The 16,330-nt window shown below is 61.2% G+C and carries 16 protein-coding genes; 8 read left to right on the top strand and 8 right to left on the bottom strand.

The window, feature by feature from the left end; all coding sequences use genetic code 11:
• Window positions 1–2 precede the first annotated feature (2 nt).
• Window positions 3–1,790 carry a KinB sensor domain-containing domain gene (locus WH299_RS25380; protein ID WP_122730116.1) on the top strand — a complete coding sequence of 596 codons (1,788 nt, stop codon included), beginning with the start codon at window positions 3–5 and terminating at the stop codon, window positions 1,788–1,790.
• On the opposite strand, the gene WH299_RS25375 is transcribed toward WH299_RS25380, so the two are convergent.
• The 6 genes from WH299_RS25375 to WH299_RS25350 all read right to left on the bottom strand — a co-directional run bounded on the left by WH299_RS25375 (window position 1,787) and on the right by WH299_RS25350 (window position 7,256).
• Entirely contained in the window at window positions 1,787–2,563 is a 777-nt protein-coding gene (locus WH299_RS25375; protein ID WP_028618655.1) for an N-acetylmuramoyl-L-alanine amidase, read from the bottom strand. The genes WH299_RS25380 and WH299_RS25375 overlap by 4 nt on opposite strands.
• 88 nt (window positions 2,564–2,651) lie before the next feature.
• Window positions 2,652–4,700, bottom strand: a complete 2,049-nt coding sequence (locus WH299_RS25370; RefSeq protein WP_339551632.1) for a GGDEF domain-containing protein — start codon at window positions 4,698–4,700, stop codon at window positions 2,652–2,654.
• Entirely contained in the window at window positions 4,697–5,575 is an 879-nt protein-coding gene (locus WH299_RS25365) for an endonuclease/exonuclease/phosphatase family protein (protein WP_016978793.1), read from the bottom strand. Before WH299_RS25365 ends, WH299_RS25370 begins: the two co-directional genes overlap by 4 nt.
• Before the next feature lie 10 nt (window positions 5,576–5,585).
• A complete protein-coding gene (dsbA, locus tag WH299_RS25360; RefSeq protein ID WP_123478354.1) occupies window positions 5,586–6,221 on the bottom strand; it encodes a thiol:disulfide interchange protein DsbA in 636 nt (211 codons plus the stop codon).
• A gap of 170 nt (window positions 6,222–6,391) precedes the next feature.
• Window positions 6,392–7,000 (bottom strand): c-type cytochrome, encoded by a 609-nt coding sequence (locus tag WH299_RS25355; protein ID WP_339551630.1) that lies wholly within the window; start codon window positions 6,998–7,000, stop codon window positions 6,392–6,394.
• A 34-nt stretch (window positions 7,001–7,034) separates the two neighbouring features.
• Complete coding sequence (locus WH299_RS25350) at window positions 7,035–7,256, bottom strand: c-type cytochrome (RefSeq protein WP_016978791.1); 222 nt, start codon at window positions 7,254–7,256, stop codon at window positions 7,035–7,037.
• A gap of 192 nt (window positions 7,257–7,448) precedes the next feature.
• Here WH299_RS25350 and yihA point away from each other — a divergent pair, with 192 nt between their 5' ends.
• Window positions 7,449–8,090: a ribosome biogenesis GTP-binding protein YihA/YsxC gene (gene yihA / locus WH299_RS25345; protein ID WP_028618652.1), complete on the top strand. Its 642-nt coding sequence runs from the start codon at window positions 7,449–7,451 to the stop codon at window positions 8,088–8,090.
• A gap of 269 nt (window positions 8,091–8,359) precedes the next feature.
• On the opposite strand, the gene polA is transcribed toward yihA, so the two are convergent.
• On the bottom strand, window positions 8,360–11,137 hold the full coding sequence (gene polA / locus WH299_RS25340) for a DNA polymerase I (RefSeq protein ID WP_122730109.1): 2,778 nt from the start codon (window positions 11,135–11,137) through the stop codon (window positions 8,360–8,362).
• Between the two features lie 74 nt (window positions 11,138–11,211).
• Here polA and WH299_RS25335 point away from each other — a divergent pair, with 74 nt between their 5' ends.
• Both WH299_RS25335 and WH299_RS25330 read left to right on the top strand, forming a co-directional pair.
• On the top strand, window positions 11,212–11,502 hold the full coding sequence (locus WH299_RS25335) for a DUF2782 domain-containing protein (RefSeq protein ID WP_012721523.1): 291 nt from the start codon (window positions 11,212–11,214) through the stop codon (window positions 11,500–11,502).
• A 56-nt stretch (window positions 11,503–11,558) separates the two neighbouring features.
• On the top strand, window positions 11,559–12,512 hold the full coding sequence (locus WH299_RS25330; RefSeq protein ID WP_339551628.1) for a homoserine kinase: 954 nt from the start codon (window positions 11,559–11,561) through the stop codon (window positions 12,510–12,512).
• Window positions 12,513–12,539: 27 nt separating this feature from the next.
• On the opposite strand, the gene WH299_RS25325 is transcribed toward WH299_RS25330, so the two are convergent.
• Window positions 12,540–13,469, bottom strand: coding sequence for a zinc ABC transporter substrate-binding protein (locus tag WH299_RS25325; RefSeq protein WP_339551626.1), 930 nt, complete (start codon window positions 13,467–13,469; stop codon window positions 12,540–12,542).
• A gap of 58 nt (window positions 13,470–13,527) precedes the next feature.
• Between WH299_RS25325 and WH299_RS25320 the strand changes: the two genes are divergently transcribed.
• The 4 genes from WH299_RS25320 to WH299_RS25305 form a co-directional block, all read left to right on the top strand.
• Window positions 13,528–14,010: a Fur family transcriptional regulator gene (locus WH299_RS25320; RefSeq protein WP_028618648.1), complete on the top strand. Its 483-nt coding sequence runs from the start codon at window positions 13,528–13,530 to the stop codon at window positions 14,008–14,010.
• Window positions 14,010–14,795: a zinc ABC transporter ATP-binding protein ZnuC gene (znuC, locus tag WH299_RS25315; RefSeq protein ID WP_028618647.1), complete on the top strand. Its 786-nt coding sequence runs from the start codon at window positions 14,010–14,012 to the stop codon at window positions 14,793–14,795. The genes WH299_RS25320 and znuC overlap by 1 nt, the downstream gene beginning before the upstream one ends.
• Window positions 14,788–15,576, top strand: a complete 789-nt coding sequence (znuB, locus tag WH299_RS25310) for a zinc ABC transporter permease subunit ZnuB (RefSeq protein WP_126569385.1) — start codon at window positions 14,788–14,790, stop codon at window positions 15,574–15,576. The genes znuC and znuB overlap by 8 nt, the downstream gene beginning before the upstream one ends.
• A gap of 37 nt (window positions 15,577–15,613) precedes the next feature.
• Window positions 15,614–16,330, top strand: a 717-nt coding sequence (locus WH299_RS25305) for a PA5502 family lipoprotein (protein ID WP_339551625.1), incomplete at its 3' end; no start/stop codon positions are given.

Here is a 16,330-nt window from a genome sequence, read left to right as displayed (position 1 = left end):
TTATGAAGTTAGCGATGAAGCTGCGTACTCGGTTGTTCCTGAGTATCTCAGCGTTGATCACCGTCGCCCTGCTGGGCTTGATCCTGGGCCTGGTCAGCGTCATGCAAATGGCCAAGACCCAGGAATCCCTGATTCGCAGCAACTTCATCACACTGGACTTGGGGCTGAAGCTGCGCCAGAGCTTGGGCGATCAACTGATCATGATGCTGGAGGAACGCCCCGACCCTGAGGCACTGCAAGCCTCCAAGCAACGCTACTTCGACCTGCTGGACCAGGGCATCGCCCATGAGCAGCGCGACGATCGCGGGACTGGGTTCAGTGAGGCCCGAGGCCAGTATCAGGATCTGCTGGACGCCTTTGACGAATCCCAGCAACCGACGCCTCCTCCAGGCTCCAAGGAAAAGCTCACCGAAACCTTCAATACGTTGCGCAACGGCCTGATCAACGAACACAAGCAGGCGTTGGAGAACATCAGCAACAGCGAGCACAAATCACGTGAGCGCGCGTTGCTGATCGCCGGCTTGCTGGGCTTGGTGGGGCTTGCAGTGCTGATCATCGGGTTTGTGACCGCCCATGGCATTGCCCGGCGCTTCGGCGGGCCGATCGAAGCTCTGGCCAAAGCCGCCGACAAGATCGGCCAGGGCGATTTCGAGGTCACGCTGCCGATCTCGTCCGCAGCAGAAATGAACCAGCTGACACGCCGCTTCGGCATCATGGCCGAAGCGTTGCGCCAGCATCAGGCAACCAATGTCGATGAGTTGCTGGCCGGCCAACAACGTCTGCAAGCTGTACTCGACAGCATCGACGATGGCCTGCTGATGATTGACCGCCAAGGCCGTCTGGAACACCTCAACCCCGTGGCCCAGCGTCAATTGGGCTGGGACGAGGAACGCCTCGGTCAAGGTCTTGGCGAAGCACTGGCACGCCCCGAGCTGGATGAGCAACTGCAACTGGTACTGCGCGGCGGTAACCTGGAGCGGGCGCCGGACGATTTGGAAGTGGAAGTGGAAGGCGAACTGCGCCTGCTGACGTACAGCCTGACCCCGGTTAGCCATACCCAGGGGCATATCCTCGGCGCAGTGATGGTGCTGCACGACGTCACCGAACAACGCGCCTTCGAACGGGTACGCAGCGAGTTCGTATTACGCGCCTCCCATGAACTACGTACGCCGGTGACCGGCATGCACATGGCATTCGGGCTGTTTCGCGAGCGTGCGAAGTTCCCGGCCGAGTCCCGTGAAGCGGACTTGCTGGATACGGTCAATGAAGAAATGCAGCGCCTGATGCAGTTGATCAATGACCTGCTGAATTTCTCGCGCTACCAGAACGGTCTGCAGAAGCTAACGCTGGGGCCGTGCGATGTGACTGACCTGCTGGAGCACGCCCGTGCACGCTTCGTAGAGCCGGCCAATGCTCAGAACATCGAATTGCTGGTAGAAGCTCAATCCGATTTGCCTCGGTTGTATGCAGACCAGGCACAGCTTGAGCGGGTGTTGGACAACCTGCTGGGCAACGCCCTGCGCCACACGGCGGCGGGTGGGCAGATTCGCCTGCAGGCGCGCCGTCATGGTGAGCGAGTGATTGTCAGCGTCGAGGACAACGGCGAAGGCATCGCTTATGGGCAGCAGGGACGGATCTTCGAACCCTTTGTCCAGGTGGGCCGCAAGAAAGGCGGCGCCGGCCTGGGCCTGGCGCTTTGCAAGGAAATCGTGCAACTGCACGGCGGCCGCATGGGCGTGTATTCGCGGCCGGGGCAGGGCACTCAGTTTTATATGGCGTTGCCGCTTTAAGTTCGATTCAACGCGCGCAGGATTGCGGCACTCTCCGCATCCGGTGTGCCGTCAAACAGCGACGGCCGGAAATGCATCTGGAACGCCGCAATGACATGGCGCGTGGCGACGTCCAGCTCCCCGGTCTGAGGCGTCTGGTAACCCAGACGGGCCAATTCTTCCTGGAACCAGGTAATGCTCGGTAGCTCCGCCGCGTATTGCATCTGGAACCGCGCAACAGCCTGGGCATTCGGCCACACGCCCAACCCTTCATCGGCCAGGCGTTTCCAAGGGAACAATGGGCCCGGGTCCAGCTTGCGCAACGGTGCGATGTCACTGTGGCCAATGATGTTCTTGGGGTCGATGCCGTTGCGCTTGCTGATGTCCTTGAGCAACACCACCAGGGATTTAACCTGCGCTTCGGAGTACGGGTACCACAAGCGACCGGTCGGGGTGTCCTTGTAGCCAGGGTTCACGATCTCGATGCCGATGGAGCTGGAGTTGAGCCAGGTGCGGCCCATCCATTCGCTTTCGCCGGCATGCCAGGCGCGCTGGCTTTCATCCACCAGCTTGTAGATGGTGCCGGAGGCGTCGTCGCCGATCAGGTAATGACTGCTGACCTGGCCGTGGGTAAGCAATGCCAGGGAGCGTTCAAGGTTGGTGGAGGTGTAGTGGACAATCACGAACTGCACGCGGTTGTCGTGGTTCACCGAAGGATGGCTGGTGTCCAGGCGCGGGCCGCTGGCGCAACCTGCGAGCAGAAGAAATACAAAGGCGAAGTACAAGGATTTCATGGCGGAAGACATTACACGGAAGACGATAATGCAACAGTGTAACGTACCCTTTGTGACCCAACCGTCAAATTACAAAATGGAACATCTTTTAGGCGGCCTGCACCTGGTTCCTTCCCGCCGCCTTGGCCCGGTACAGCGCCTCATCGGCACGTTTGAGCGCCAGGTCACTGCGCTCTCCCGGCTGAAACTGCGCCACCCCCATTGAAACGGTGATGGTCACCGGTTCGCCCTTGAAGTGAAACGGGCACGCTTCAATCGCTGCGCGCAACACTTCGCCCGCCGCCAGCGCATCCGACAGAGAAGAGTTTGGCATCAGCAACACAAACTCTTCCCCGCCAAAACGCGCGATAAAGTCGCTCGGACGCAGGCGCTTGCGCAGCACGTTGGCGATGATCTTCAGTACCTTATCGCCGGCCAAATGGCCGTAACCATCGTTGATGCGCTTGAAATGATCCAGGTCCAGCATCGCCAGCGACAGGTGGTTGCCACGCTGGTGCCAGGTGTTGACCTCCTGATCCAGGCGCTCGCTCCAGGCCGCGCGGTTGGGCAGCCCGGTGAGCGGATCGATCAGGGCCTTCTGGCGCTGCACCTCCAGGTGCTCGCGGTAGCCCTGGGCTTCCTGCTCCATATTGGCAACACGCTCGGCCAAGCCTTTGAGACGCGCTGCCGTTTCCTGCTCGCGCTGGTCACGCTGCTGCTGGTGCTCGTCCATTGTGCCCAGCAGGCCTTCAAGGTGGCTTTCCAGCACGTGCTTGAGGCTGTCCAGGTCGGCAGCTTCCTGCACGCTGCTTTGCAGGCCGTCGACCTGTTCGCGGATCTGCGTGTCCAGCTCGCGGGCGGCAGAACGGCTGTCGGCGTGTCCGTCGCTGGCGACCTGCAAGTGCCCCTGGAAGGCTTCAAGCCGCTCGTTGAGCTGCTTGAGATATGCCTCGAACTCATGCTGACCACTGTCGGTGATCGCCAGCATCAATACGGCCAGGTCGTCGAGGATCGGCAGCAGTTCGTACCAGTTCAGACCGTGGGCAAGGCGCTCACGCATGGCTTCGGCCTGGGGTCGGTGGCGCTCGGGCAGCGAGAGTTCCTCCAGGAGGCCGAGCAGGGTGTCCTCGATGTGCTTGGCCACGGAGCTGTAGGACGGTTCCGGCGAGTCGGGCAAGGCATAGGCGCCATCCGCTTGCAGCTCGTCGGGATCTGGCTCTTCGACCTCCAGCACCGGAGGCAGCGACAGACTACCGATGACGGTCTCATCCGGCGCTTCGACCTGAACCTCAGGCGTTTCGATGAAGGCGGCGAGCGCGCTTTCCGGCGCAGGCTCTTCGACTTGAGGCTCGGGCTCGGCCCGCGCTACTGGCGTTTCAATGGGTGCGGCTTGAGGCGGGGCCTCGTAGACGAAGGTTTCGCTGGAGGGCTCGGCCAGCTTGGCGGGCGCTACGGGCTCACTGACAGGGGCAGGCGTTTCTTGACGCTGCGGCGCAAAGGCGCGCAACGCTTGCGTCAGTTCCTCGGATTGCTCGGGCGGCTGTGGCTCGGCATCCGCAGGCTTGGCTACCGCAGGCTGCGGGGCCAGGCGGGGCGTCGGTTCATTTTCCACCGCCTCGTTCACGACTTCTTTGGAGCCAAACAAGCGCTGCAAAAGCCCGGGCCCCGGACGCGGGGTTTCGCCGTCCGGCTCCAGGTTGTTCAACGCCTGGCCTTGCAGGCCACTCAATTCGCTGAGCAGCAAGGGAATCTCGCGCGCCTGGCTGACTCGGCCGTCTAGCTGCTTGGCGAACGTCTTCAGCGGACGGGCCACTTCACGCGGTAGCGGCAGCTTTTGCAGTTGCGTGACCAGGGACGTCAGCGCCGTGCTGATCTGGTCCACCCGAGTTTCACGGCGCTGTTCCGAATCCAGCACGGCCTTTTCCAGGCGCGGCAGCAAGGCGGCAAGGGCGGCGTCCATATCATCGGTGCGGACAACGTCGCGCATTTCCTTCATGCATTGATCGACCGCGCGGTCGGTGCCCTCAGCGGCCAGGGTGCTGCGCACCAGCCCACGGCGCAGCAGGTCGAGGCGGGCCGCCCAGCGACGTTCGAGCTTTTCTTGTTGCTCGATGCTTTTAAGGTATTTTTCTTTCCAGCGCTGGGCGTCGTCGCTCATGCAAGGGGTCCGCGAGGGCCGGAACTCAACGCGGGCAACGCATCAGCCGTGAGCGAACCCGGCAGACGAATCTCTACCGCGACCGGCAGGTGATCGGAGATGGGCTGCGCCAGCACCTGCACACTTTCAAGTGTGAGGGTAGGACTGAGCAGGATATGGTCAAGACAGCGTTGCGGGCGCCAGCTAGGGAAAGTGGCTTCGGCTTGTGGCGCCAGTAGCCCGAGGTCGCGCAACGGAGAATTCTGCAACAGGTCACTGGCGTGGGTGTTCATGTCCCCCATCAGCACCTGATGTTTGTAATTGCCGATCAGTTCTCGGATGTAGGCCAGTTGCATGGTGCGGGTGCGGGCACCCAGCGCCAGGTGCATCATCACCACCACCAAGGCTTCCGGGCCTTCGCCAAACCGCACGAGGATCGCGCCCCGGCCCTTGGGGCCTGGCAGCGGGTGGTCTTCGATAGCGGAGGGTTTCAAGCGGCTGAGCACGCCATTGCTGTGCTGCGCCAGGCGCCCGAGGTTGCGATTGAGTTGCTGGTACCAGTAGGGAAAGGCACCCAGCTGGGCCAGGTGTTCGACCTGGTTGATGTAACCGGAGCGCATGCTGCCGCCGTCGGCTTCCTGCAGGGCAACCAGGTCGAAGTCGCTCAACAGGTTGCCGATCTTCTGCAGGTTGCCAGCTCGACCGTTGTGGGGCAGCAGGTGCTGCCAGCCACGGGTGAGGTAATGCCGGTACTTCTCGGTACTGATACCCACCTGGATATTGAAGCTCAGCAGACGCAGGCGGCTGTCTGCCGGCAGGCCTGTGGATTCCAGATGATGTTCGTTGACCTGCGGGTCATGCAGGCCAACCACACGTTCGGTACCCCAGCGACGCATGACAGGCCCCTTACTTGGCTGCGCGCTCTTTGGCGATCAGCTGGTCGGCAACATTGAGGGTCTGCTCAGGACCACCGGAGGTGCCCAGGTCGAAACGGTATTTGCCGTTGACGATCATGGTCGGAACGCCTTGCACGCCGTACTTCTGCGCCAGCTCTTTGGCCTGTTTGATCTGGCCCTGGATGGCGAAGGAGTTGAAGGTGGCCAGGAACTTGTCCTTGTCGACACCTTGGGTGGCCACGAAGTCAGCCATTTCGTCTGGCTTGGTCAGGCGCTTGCCCTGTTTCTGGATCGCATCGAATACTGCGTTGTGGACCTTGTGCTCCACACCCATGGCTTCCAGGGTCAGGAACAGCTGGCCGTGGGCATCCCATGGGCCGCCGAACATGGCGGGGATGCGTCTGAAGTTGACGTCCTTGGGCAGTTTCTCAACCCATGGGTTGATGGTCGGCTCAAAGGCGTAGCAATGCGGGCAGCCGTACCAGAACAGCTCCACTACTTCGATCTTGCCGGGCTCCGAAACCGGAACCGGGTTGGTCAATTCGACGTAGGTTTTACCGGCTTCAAGCGGCACGTCGGCAGCTTGTGCGGTCATGCCGAAGAGGCTGGCAGTGACGAGAGCGGCGCTGAGGATCAGATTACGCATGCTTTACTCCTGGACAAATAAAGTCGCCTCACGCGACCTTTGTTGTGACAGGTCTACGCGGGCATGAGTTCGTTAGTGTAACGGTAGCGGCCACAAAAAAGGGCAGCCTAAGCCACCCTTTTTATGCTTGCATCGATGGATTAATCGAGCGTTAACGTTGTGTGTGCACCTCAGTGCAGGCCCTGGATGTAGCTGGAGACCGCCGCGATGTCTTCATCACTCAGCTTGCGAGCAATGGTGCGCATGATTGCCGCGTCATCGTTGGCACGCCCGGCCTCTTCCTTGCGGAAATCGGTCAACTGCTTGGCGATATAGGTGGCGTGCTGGCCGCTCAGGTGCGGGAAGCCGGCGGCGGCGATGCCCGCGCCATTGGGCGAGTGGCAACCGGTGCAGGCGGGCAGGCCTTTTTCCAGGTCACCGCCACGGAACAGTTTCTCGCCACGGGCGACCAGTTTCGGATCAGCAGCTCCCACGCTGCCCTTCTGGCTGGCAAAATACGCCGCGATGTCTGCCAGGTCCTGATCGCTGAGGTTGGTCAACAAGCCGGTCATTTCCAGGACCGTGCGCTTGCCGGACTTGATATCCTGCATCTGCTTGGTCAGGTAACGTTCGCCCTGGCCGGCCAGTTTGGGGAAGTTCGGCGCCGGGCTGTTACCATCCGGTCCATGGCAAGCACCACATACGGCGGCTTTCGCCTGGCCCGCTGTAGCGTCGCCTGCAGCATGGGCAGCACCGGTGATGCCCAAGGTCAACAGCAGACTCACGATCAGTTTGTTCATCAGCTAATCCAACTACGGCTAAGGGGTTTAAGAGTTATCTACCGGGTTTACTCACCATCAATTGAATGACGGCCTGGTAATCCTCAGTACTGCAGTCCATGCACAAACCACGCGGCGGCATTGCCTTGAAACCCTGGGTCACGTGCTGCACCAGCGTGTCCACGCACACTCGGTTGTACACCGCTTCCGGATCCTGTGTAGCCTGAGCGCCGTAAAGCGGGACCAGGACACCGATAGCGAGCAACCACTTGGTCATACGTCGACCATTTCAGGGTTTGAGAGCGTTTTGCGTTCTAATGCGCAATAAAGGTCTATCGCTCCCGTGAACTTCATCCTTCGCTGGGACAAAGCACACACAAAATCTGCGGCATTATATACTGGCGCTACTGAAACGGAAACGACACCGCTTGCCGCACCCTTTTTCGGCACCGCCCACATCGGAAATCTCATGCAACTCAAGAATCCCATCCTCGGTCTGTGCCAACAGTCCACGTTCATGCTCAGCGCCGCCAAAGTTGACCAATGCCCCGATGACGAAGGCTTTGAAGTCGCCTTTGCCGGCCGTTCCAACGCTGGCAAGTCCAGCGCGCTGAACACCCTGACCCACGCCAGCCTGGCACGCACCTCGAAAACCCCGGGCCGCACGCAACTCCTCAATTTCTTCAAGCTAGACGATGATCGGCGTCTGGTCGACCTGCCGGGCTACGGATATGCAAAAGTACCTATCCCGTTGAAGCTGCATTGGCAGCGTCACCTGGAGGCTTACCTGGGTGGCCGCGAGAGTTTGAAGGGTTTGATTCTGATGATGGACATCCGCCATCCGATGACCGACTTCGACCTGTTGATGCTCGACTGGGCCGTCGCCAGCGGCATGCCGATGCACATCCTGCTGACTAAGGCCGACAAGCTGACCTACGGCGCAGCCAAGAACACCCTGCTCAAAGTGCAGTCCGACATCCGTAAAGGTTGGGGTGATGCGATCACTATCCAGCTGTTCTCGGCGCCCAAACGCATGGGCCTGGAAGAGGCTTACACGGTGCTGGCAGGCTGGATGGAATTGGCAGACAAGGGCGCGGAACTGGCCGAGTAGCTTTTCTGCAGGCAAAAAAAACCCCGGACTTCTTATGGGGAGGGGAAGTTCGGGGTTCAAGTTCCGGACCGCTAGGGCGGGGTCCAGATATCTGCCAACACTTAACACAACATAGGAGCATTGAAGGGCTTCACCACCCATTCAGTAACTCTGAGTAGCAGTTCACGGGTTAAGTTCCGGCAGGTTCGAAAAACTATTTGAAATAACCGACGGCGATTTCCGGACTAAAGCACTCTGCCAGCACGCAAGGTGATGGCAGAGTCCCGGACTCAGTGCGCTTCATCCCAGTTGTTGCCCACGCCCACTTCCACCAGCAGCGGCACATCCAACTGCGCGGCAGCGCTCATGTGCTCGCGAATCTTCTCGCTGACCTGCGCTACCAGATCCTCACGCACCTCCAGCACCAGTTCATCGTGCACCTGCAGGATCACCTTGGCATCCAAGCCTGAGTCGGTCAGCCAATTGTCCACCCGCACCATGGCTTTCTTGATGATGTCCGCCGCCGTGCCCTGCATCGGCGCATTGATCGCTGTACGTTCTGCTGCTGCGCGCTCTTGAGGCTTGTTGGAGTTGATGTCCGGCAAATACAGGCGGCGGCCGAAGAACGTCTCGACATAACCCTGATCAGCCGCCTGGGCGCGGGTGCGCTCCATGTACTCGCGAACCCCGGGATAACGGGCGAAATACACATCGATATACGCCTTGGCCGTCTTGGTATCGACGCCAATGTCCTTGCCCAGCTTCTGCGCGCCCATGCCATAGATCAGGCCGAAGTTGATCGCCTTGGCGCTGCGGCGTTGATCCGAAGTGACCTCGCCCAGTTCAACCTTGAACACCTCTGCCGCCGTGGCGGTGTGCACGTCCAGGTTGTCGCGGAAGGCGTTCATCAGGCCTTCGTCCTTGGACAGGTGCGCCATGATCCGCAGTTCGATCTGCGAGTAGTCCGCCGCCAACATTTTGTAGCCCTTGGGCGCGACGAACGCCTGGCGGATCCGCCGCCCTTCGGCGGTACGCACCGGGATGTTCTGCAGGTTCGGATCACTGGAGGACAACCGCCCGGTCGCCGCCACCGCCTGGTGATAGGACGTGTGGATGCGCCCGGTGCGCGGGTTGATCTGCTCCGGCAGGCGATCGGTGTAGGTACTTTTCAGCTTGCTCATGCTGCGGTACTGCATCAGCACCTTGGGCAGCGGGTAGTCATCTTCGGCCAGCTTGGCCAGCACTTCTTCAGCCGTGGATGCTTGGCCCTTGCCGGTTTTTTTCAGTACCGGCAGGCCGAGTTTCTCGTAAAGGATCGCGCCGAGCTGTTTGGGCGAGCCCAGGTTGAACTCCTCGCCAGCGATCTCGAACGCCTGGCGCTCCAGCTCGACCATCTTGTTGCCCAACTCGATGCTCTGGATGCCCAGCAAATCCTTGTCGACCAGCGCGCCTTGGCGCTCGATACGGGCCAGCACAGGCACCAACGGGATTTCGATATCCGTGAGCACACTCGCCAGGCTTGGGATGGCGGACAGTTGCGCAAACAGCGCCTGATGCAGGCGCAAGGTGATATCGGCGTCTTCTGCCGCATACGGGCCAGCCTCCTCCAGCGCGATCTGGTCGAACGTCAGCTGCTTGGCGCCTTTGCCGGCGATGTCCTGGAAAGCGACAGTGTCGTAGTCCAAGTACTTCTTGGCCAGGCTGTCCATGTCGTGGCGGGTGGCCGTGGAATTGAGCACATAGGATTCGAGCATGGTGTCGAAGGCGATGCCGCGTACGGTAATGCCGTGCGCCGGGTCGCCACCGATGGCGCAGTTGGCCAGGATGTTCATGTCGAACTTGGCGTGCTGGCCAACCTTGAGCTTGGTCGGGTCTTCCAGCAGCGGCTTGAGGGCCAGCAGTACGGTGTCGCGATCCAACTGCTCCGGCGCGCCGATGTAGGAATGGGTCAGCGGGATGTAGGCCGCTTCGTGGGGCTGGACGGCGAAGGACACGCCGACCAACTGCGCCTGTTGGGCGTCGATACCGGTGGTTTCGGTGTCGAAAGCGAACAACTTCGCGTCGTTGAGCTTCTTTAACCAGACATCGAAGGTCGCCTGGTCGAGGATAGTGGTGTAGCTCGCCTCTGTCGGCGCCACTGCCTCAACAACTTCCTCAGCAACAGGTGCCGCCTTGAGCTCCACACGCTTGGCGTCGCGCTGGATTTCATCAAACCAGCTCTTGAACTCCAGCAGCGTATACAGCTCCAGCAGCTTCTCGCGATCCGGCTCGATCAGGTGCAGGTCATCCAGGCCGACATCCAATGGCACATCGCACTTGATCGTCGCCAACTGGTAGGAAAGAAACGCACTCTCGCGATGTTCTTCCAGCTTGGCCGGCAGCGTCTTGGCGCCACGGATAGGCAGGGTCGGCACGATATCCAGCTGTTCATAAAGCTCTTTGATGCCGCCGTTCACACCGACGAGCAAGCCGGAAGCAGTCTTGGGACCAATGCCCGGAACGCCTGGAATGTTGTCGGACGAATCCCCCATCAGCGCCAGGTAGTCGATGATCTGCTCCGGAGCGACGCCGAATTTCTCCTTTACGCCGTCGATATCCATCGAACTACCAGTCATGGTGTTGACCAAGGTAATGTGCCCGTCGACCAGCTGCGCCATGTCCTTGTCACCGGTCGAGATCACCACCGGGCGGTTGGCAGCCGCGCTGCTGCGCGCCAGGGTGCCGATCACGTCATCGGCTTCGACGCCTTCGACGCAGAGCAACGGGAAACCCAGGGCGATCACGCTCTGGTGCAGCGGCTCGATCTGCAGGCGCATGTCATCGGGCATGCTCGGGCGGTTGGCCTTGTATTCGGCGTACATGTCATCGCGAAAGGTCCCACCCTTTGCGTCGAACACCACCGCGAATGGGCTGCCCGGATACTGCTTGCGCAGGCTCTTGAGCATGTTCAACACGCCCTTGACCGCACCGGTGGGCAGGCCTTTGGAGGTGGTCAGCGGTGGCAACGCGTGGAAGGCGCGGTACAAATAAGAAGAACCGTCCACCAGGACGAGGGGTGCTTGGCTCATGAGCAGAATCAACCTTTTCGGCGGGTCAGGCGCTAGAATAGCCGGACCAATGACGACAAAGGGACAAGGTTATCATGCGTACATTCAATCGCCTGCTGTTGACCGGCTTGATTGCACTCGCTCCGATGGCTGCCATGGCGGCAGACGATGCGCCTGGGGGCGATCCGGAAGTGACCATTCGCACGGAAGGCGACAAGACCATCCAGGAGTACCGTCAGAACGGTTTCCTGTACGCAATCAAGGTAACGCCGAAGGGCGCGCCTCCGTATTTCCTGGTGCGCGCGGACGGAACCGATGCGAACTTCATCCGCTCTGACCAGCCGGATATGCTGATCCCGTCATGGAAGATTTTCGAATGGAAATGATTTCTTAACTTCAATTGGCGCCGCGCACTGCGGCGCCCGTACTGGCAGTTTTAACCATGTCTGTGTTCACCCCCCTGGCTCGGCCCGAGCTGGAAACCTTTCTCGCCCCTTACGGCCTCGGCCGCCTGATCGACTTCCAGGGGATTGCCGCCGGTAGTGAAAACACCAATTTCTTTATCAGCCTGGAGCAGGGCGAGTTCGTCCTGACCCTGGTTGAACGCGGTCCGGTCGCGGAAATGCCGTTCTTCATTGAACTGCTCGACGTGCTCCACGACGCCAATCTGCCCGTGCCCTACGCCCTGCGCACCACCGACGGCGTGGCCTTGCGCGAGCTGAAAGGCAAGCCGGCACTGCTGCAACCGCGCCTGGCCGGCAAGCACATCAAGGATGCCAACGCCCAGCACTGCGCCCAGGTGGGTGACCTGCTGGGTCATCTGCACCTGGCAACACAGGGCGAGAAGGTACTGGAGCGCAAGACCGATCGCGGCCTGGACTGGATGCTCAGCGAAGGCGCGCAGTTGATTTCGCACTTGAACGACGCACAACAGCGTCTGCTGCAGGATGCATTGAACGAGATCGAAGCCCACAAGACCCAGATCCTCGCCCTGCCGCGCGCCAACGTTCATGCCGACCTGTTCCGTGATAACGCGATGTTCGAAGGCACGCACCTTACAGGCTTGATCGACTTCTACAACGCCTGCTCTGGGCCAATGCTCTATGACGTGGCGATCGCCTTGAATGACTGGTGCTCGGACGCCGATGGCGTGATCGACGGGCAACGCGCCCGGGCATTGCTGGGAGCCTATGCAGGCCTGCGACCGTTTACCGCCAAGGAAGCCGAGTTGTGGCCGACGATGCTGCGCGTGGCCTGTGTGCGGTTCTGGTTGTCACGCCTGATCGCGGCTGAGTCGTTTGCCGGGCAGGACGTGTTGATCCATGACCCGGCGGAGTTCGAGCATCGGCTGGTGCAGCGTCAGCACGTGACTGTGCAACTGCCCTTCGCACTCTAACCTTTGTAGGAGCCGGCTTGCCGGCTCCTACAAGGACTCCAGGCAACCCGCCAAGTCATTACCCAACTTCTCCAACACCTGCTCATAACCCTGAGCGGTAGCCGGGGTATAACCGCCCAACGCATCCAACTCCGCCAGCTTCACCGGCAAACCGGAGACCAGCGTTTCAGCCAGGCGCGGACGCAATGGCGGCTCGCTGAACACGCAGGTCTTGCCCACTTCCTGCAAACGCGTGCGCATCGCCGCCACATGCTGGGCACCAGGTTGTACCTCAGCAGCTACGCTGAAAACGCCGGTGTGCTTGAGGCCGTAAGCATCTTCGAAGTAATCGAAAGCTTCGTGGAACACGAAGTAAGGCTTGCCATCGATCGGCGCCAGGCGGGCTTTCAGACGAGCGTCCAGCGCATCGAGGCGCTCTTCGAAGGCCTTAGCGTTGCTCTGATAACGCGCGGCATTGGCCGGGTCGGCGGCAGCCAAGTCAGCCGCCATGCGCCCAGCAATCACCCGAGCATTCACCGTCGACAACCACAAGTGCGCATCCAGGCTGCCCGGGCGGTGATCGTGGTCGTGTTCGTCGGCTTCATCGGCGTGTGAGTGGCTATCTTCGGCAAAACGACGCAGCTTCATGCCTGGCAGGTCCTGCACTGCCACTGCCGCGCCCGTACGACCTTTCAGCACGCGCGGCAGGAAACTCTCCATATCCGGGCCGATCCAGTACAGCAGGTCCACCGACTGCACGCGCCGTACGTCGGATGGACGCAGCGCATAGTTATGCGGCGATGCACCCGGCGGCAGTAAAACCTCAGGAATCGCTACTCCGTCCTGCACAGCTGCGGCAATCAGTTGCAACGGTTTGATGCTGGTCAGCACTTTGACCTCGGCCTGAGCAGCGCTCGCGATGAACAAACTGGTGACAAATACGACAAAAACGGGAAAAAGTCGGGACACGATGACCACTCAATGGCGTAGGAACGGGTAACATAATAACGTCTCTATCAAATGTCTGCCGCCGCTCATGCCTAAAACACCGCTTGCCAGCCGTCCCCACGACCACTCTCACTGCGTGCATACCGCGCTGTCGGAGGCCGATACCCTGTGCACACAGAAGGGTCTGCGCCTGACCGCCTTGCGTCGCCGCGTGCTGGAACTGGTGTGGCAGAGCCACAAGCCGTTGGGCGCCTACGACATCCTGGGCGTGCTCAGTGAGCAGGATGGCCGCCGCGCCGCGCCGCCAACGGTGTACCGTGCGCTCGACTTCCTGCTGGAAAACGGCCTGGTGCACCGCATCGCTTCGTTGAACGCCTTTGTCGGTTGTAGCCACCCGGAACACGCGCACCAGGGCCAGTTCCTGATCTGCCGCGAGTGCCACGCCGCCATCGAGCTTGAACAAAAAAGCATCAGCGACGCCATTATCAAGAGCTCTGCCGACGTCGGCTTCCGGGTCGAAGGGCAAACGGTCGAAGTGGTCGGCCTGTGCGCGGGCTGCCAGGGGGCTTGATGAGCAACGCGTTAATCCGCCTGGAACAGGTCGGGGTCACGTTCGCCGGGCAAGCCGTGTTGGATAACATCGCGCTAAGCGTCGAGCCTGGGCAGATCGTCACCCTGATCGGCCCCAACGGCGCCGGCAAGACCACCCTGGTGCGCGCCGTACTCGGCCTGCTCAAGCCCGACACCGGCAGTGTGTGGCGCAAGCCCAAGCTGCGGGTCGGCTACATGCCGCAGAAGCTGCACGTGGACCCGACCCTGCCACTGTCCGTGTTGCGCTTCCTGCGCCTGGTGCCGGGCGTGGACCGTGCCCGCGCGCAAGCGGCGCTCAAAGAAGTCGGCGCCGAACAGGTAATCGACAGCCCGGTGCAAAGTATCTCCGGCGGCGAAATGCAGCGCGTGCTGCTGGCTCGTGCCTTGTTGCGCGAGCCGGAACTGCTGGTGCTGGATGAACCCGTGCAAGGCGTCGACGTCGCCGGCCAGGCCGAGCTGTACAGCCTGATCACCCGTCTGCGCGACCGCCATGGCTGCGGCGTGTTGATGGTGTCCCACGATTTGCACCTGGTGATGAGCACCACCGACCAGGTGGTGTGCCTCAACCGTCACGTGTGCTGCTCTGGCCACCCGGAACAAGTCAGCGGCGACCCGGCCTTCGTCGAGCTGTTCGGCAAGAACGCCCAGAGCCTGGCGATCTACCACCACCATCACGACCACGCCCATGACCTGCATGGCGCCGTGGTCGACGATCCCGCCACACCTCATACCCACGTTCATGGAGATAGCTGCAAGCATGGCTGATTTTCTGCTCTACGCCCTGCTGGCAGGCTTGGCTTTGGCGTTGGTGGCGGGCCCATTGGGTTCGTTCGTGGTGTGGCGGCGCATGGCCTATTTTGGCGACACGTTGTCACATGCCGCGCTCTTGGGCGTCGCCATGGGCTTTTTGCTGGATGTCAGCCCGACTATCGCGGTAACCGTGGGCTGCCTGCTGTTGGCGGTATTGCTGGTGACCCTGCAACAACGCCAGCCACTGGCCTCCGACACGTTGCTGGGCATCCTGGCGCCCAGCACGCTGTCCCTGGGCCTGGTGGTGCTGAGCTTCATGCATGAAGTGCGCATCGACCTGATGGGCTACCTGTTCGGCGACCTGCTGGCAATCAGCACCACTGATCTTGCGTGGATCCTCGGTGGCAGCGCGGCCGTGCTGGTCTTGCTGGTGGCCCTGTGGCGACCGTTGCTGGCAATCACCGTGCATGAAGAACTGGCCACGGTGGAAGGCTTACCCGTGCCAAGCCTGCGCATGGCCCTGATGTTGTTGATCGCCGTGGTGATTGCTGTCGCGATGAAGATTGTCGGCGTATTGTTGATCACATCGCTGCTGATCATTCCCGCAGCCGCCGCCCAGCGCCATGCCCGTTCGCCGGAGCAGATGGCGGTCGGCGCCAGTGTGCTGGGGATGCTTGCCGTGTGCGGGGGCCTGGCGCTGTCCTGGTTCAAGGACACGCCAGCCGGGCCATCGATTGTGGTCACGGCCGCCGCCCTGTTTCTGCTGAGTTTTGTCCTGCCCCGTCGAGGGGTGTAGACTTGCTCGCTTTTTGCGCAAATAGAGAGTCGCAGGAATGAAGCCGTTCACCTCCCGTTATCTGCTCCTTGCCGCATTTTCCCTGCTGCTGGGCGCCTGTCAAAGCACACCGCCCGCCGCCCCCGAGGCCCCGGACGCACGCGCTGCGGCCATCGCGCAGCTGGAACAAAACCTGGCCAGCAGCGAGTTGGCCACTGCCGAAGACCAACTGGCGGCACTGCAAGCCCAGTCGCCCAACGACCCGACGCTGGAAAACTATCAGCGTCAGTTGGCGGAAGCCTACCTGCAGCGCAGCCAGATCGTGCTGCAAAAGGGTGACGTCAACGCCGCTGCAACCGCCCTGAGCCGCGCCCGCGCCCTGATGCCCAAGGCGCCCGCACTGACCGGCGGCGTCAACAGCGCCATCACCCACGCCCGCAAAGTGGAGCTGGATAAAGCGGAGGAGGCCCTCAAGGCCGCCGAAGCCAAGCCCGCCGCCAAGGTCATCGACCCAGCGGCGCCAAGCACCACCGTGGCGCTGAACCTCACCAATATCGAAGAACTGCGCCACCAGCTGGATGCAATTGCGACCGACGTGGTGAATTACCAGTGCGACGTGAGCATCCAGGCGCCGCGCACAGAGGATTACCCGTGGCTGGCCACGTTGCTGACCAAACGGGTGAAGCGTATCGATTCGGGGTATGACCTGAAGATTCACCGGCAGATTCTGAAGAACATTCCGGCGCAGGTCGTGCTGATTCCGCGCAAGGCGGAC

The organism is Pseudomonas sp. MYb541, from assembly GCF_037479595.1.
GTDB lineage: Bacteria > Pseudomonadota > Gammaproteobacteria > Pseudomonadales > Pseudomonadaceae > Aquipseudomonas > Aquipseudomonas canadensis.
Note: the sequence above shows the minus strand (reverse complement) of the source record. Positions and strands in the feature narration are given on the sequence as shown.

Excerpts from the sequence above, each read along its gene's own strand:
- yihA (WP_028618652.1), top strand. The coding sequence starts at position 7,449 with ATGCAACTCAAGAATCCCATCCTCGGTCTGTGCCAACAGTCCACGTTC.
- dsbA (WP_123478354.1), bottom strand. The coding sequence starts at position 6,221 with ATGCGTAATCTGATCCTCAGCGCCGCTCTCGTCACTGCCAGCCTCTTC.
- WH299_RS25375 (WP_028618655.1), bottom strand. The coding sequence starts at position 2,563 with ATGAAATCCTTGTACTTCGCCTTTGTATTTCTTCTGCTCGCAGGTTGC.
- WH299_RS25370 (WP_339551632.1), bottom strand. The coding sequence starts at position 4,700 with ATGAGCGACGACGCCCAGCGCTGGAAAGAAAAATACCTTAAAAGCATC.
- WH299_RS25365 (WP_016978793.1), bottom strand. The coding sequence starts at position 5,575 with ATGCGTCGCTGGGGTACCGAACGTGTGGTTGGCCTGCATGACCCGCAG.
- znuC (WP_028618647.1), top strand. The coding sequence starts at position 14,010 with ATGAGCAACGCGTTAATCCGCCTGGAACAGGTCGGGGTCACGTTCGCC.
- WH299_RS25355 (WP_339551630.1), bottom strand. The coding sequence starts at position 7,000 with ATGAACAAACTGATCGTGAGTCTGCTGTTGACCTTGGGCATCACCGGT.
- polA (WP_122730109.1), bottom strand. The coding sequence starts at position 11,137 with ATGAGCCAAGCACCCCTCGTCCTGGTGGACGGTTCTTCTTATTTGTAC.
- WH299_RS25335 (WP_012721523.1), top strand. The coding sequence starts at position 11,212 with ATGCGTACATTCAATCGCCTGCTGTTGACCGGCTTGATTGCACTCGCT.
- WH299_RS25350 (WP_016978791.1), bottom strand. The coding sequence starts at position 7,256 with ATGACCAAGTGGTTGCTCGCTATCGGTGTCCTGGTCCCGCTTTACGGC.
- WH299_RS25320 (WP_028618648.1), top strand. The coding sequence starts at position 13,528 with ATGCCTAAAACACCGCTTGCCAGCCGTCCCCACGACCACTCTCACTGC.
- WH299_RS25330 (WP_339551628.1), top strand. The coding sequence starts at position 11,559 with ATGTCTGTGTTCACCCCCCTGGCTCGGCCCGAGCTGGAAACCTTTCTC.
- znuB (WP_126569385.1), top strand. The coding sequence starts at position 14,788 with ATGGCTGATTTTCTGCTCTACGCCCTGCTGGCAGGCTTGGCTTTGGCG.
- WH299_RS25380 (WP_122730116.1), top strand. The coding sequence starts at position 3 with ATGAAGTTAGCGATGAAGCTGCGTACTCGGTTGTTCCTGAGTATCTCA.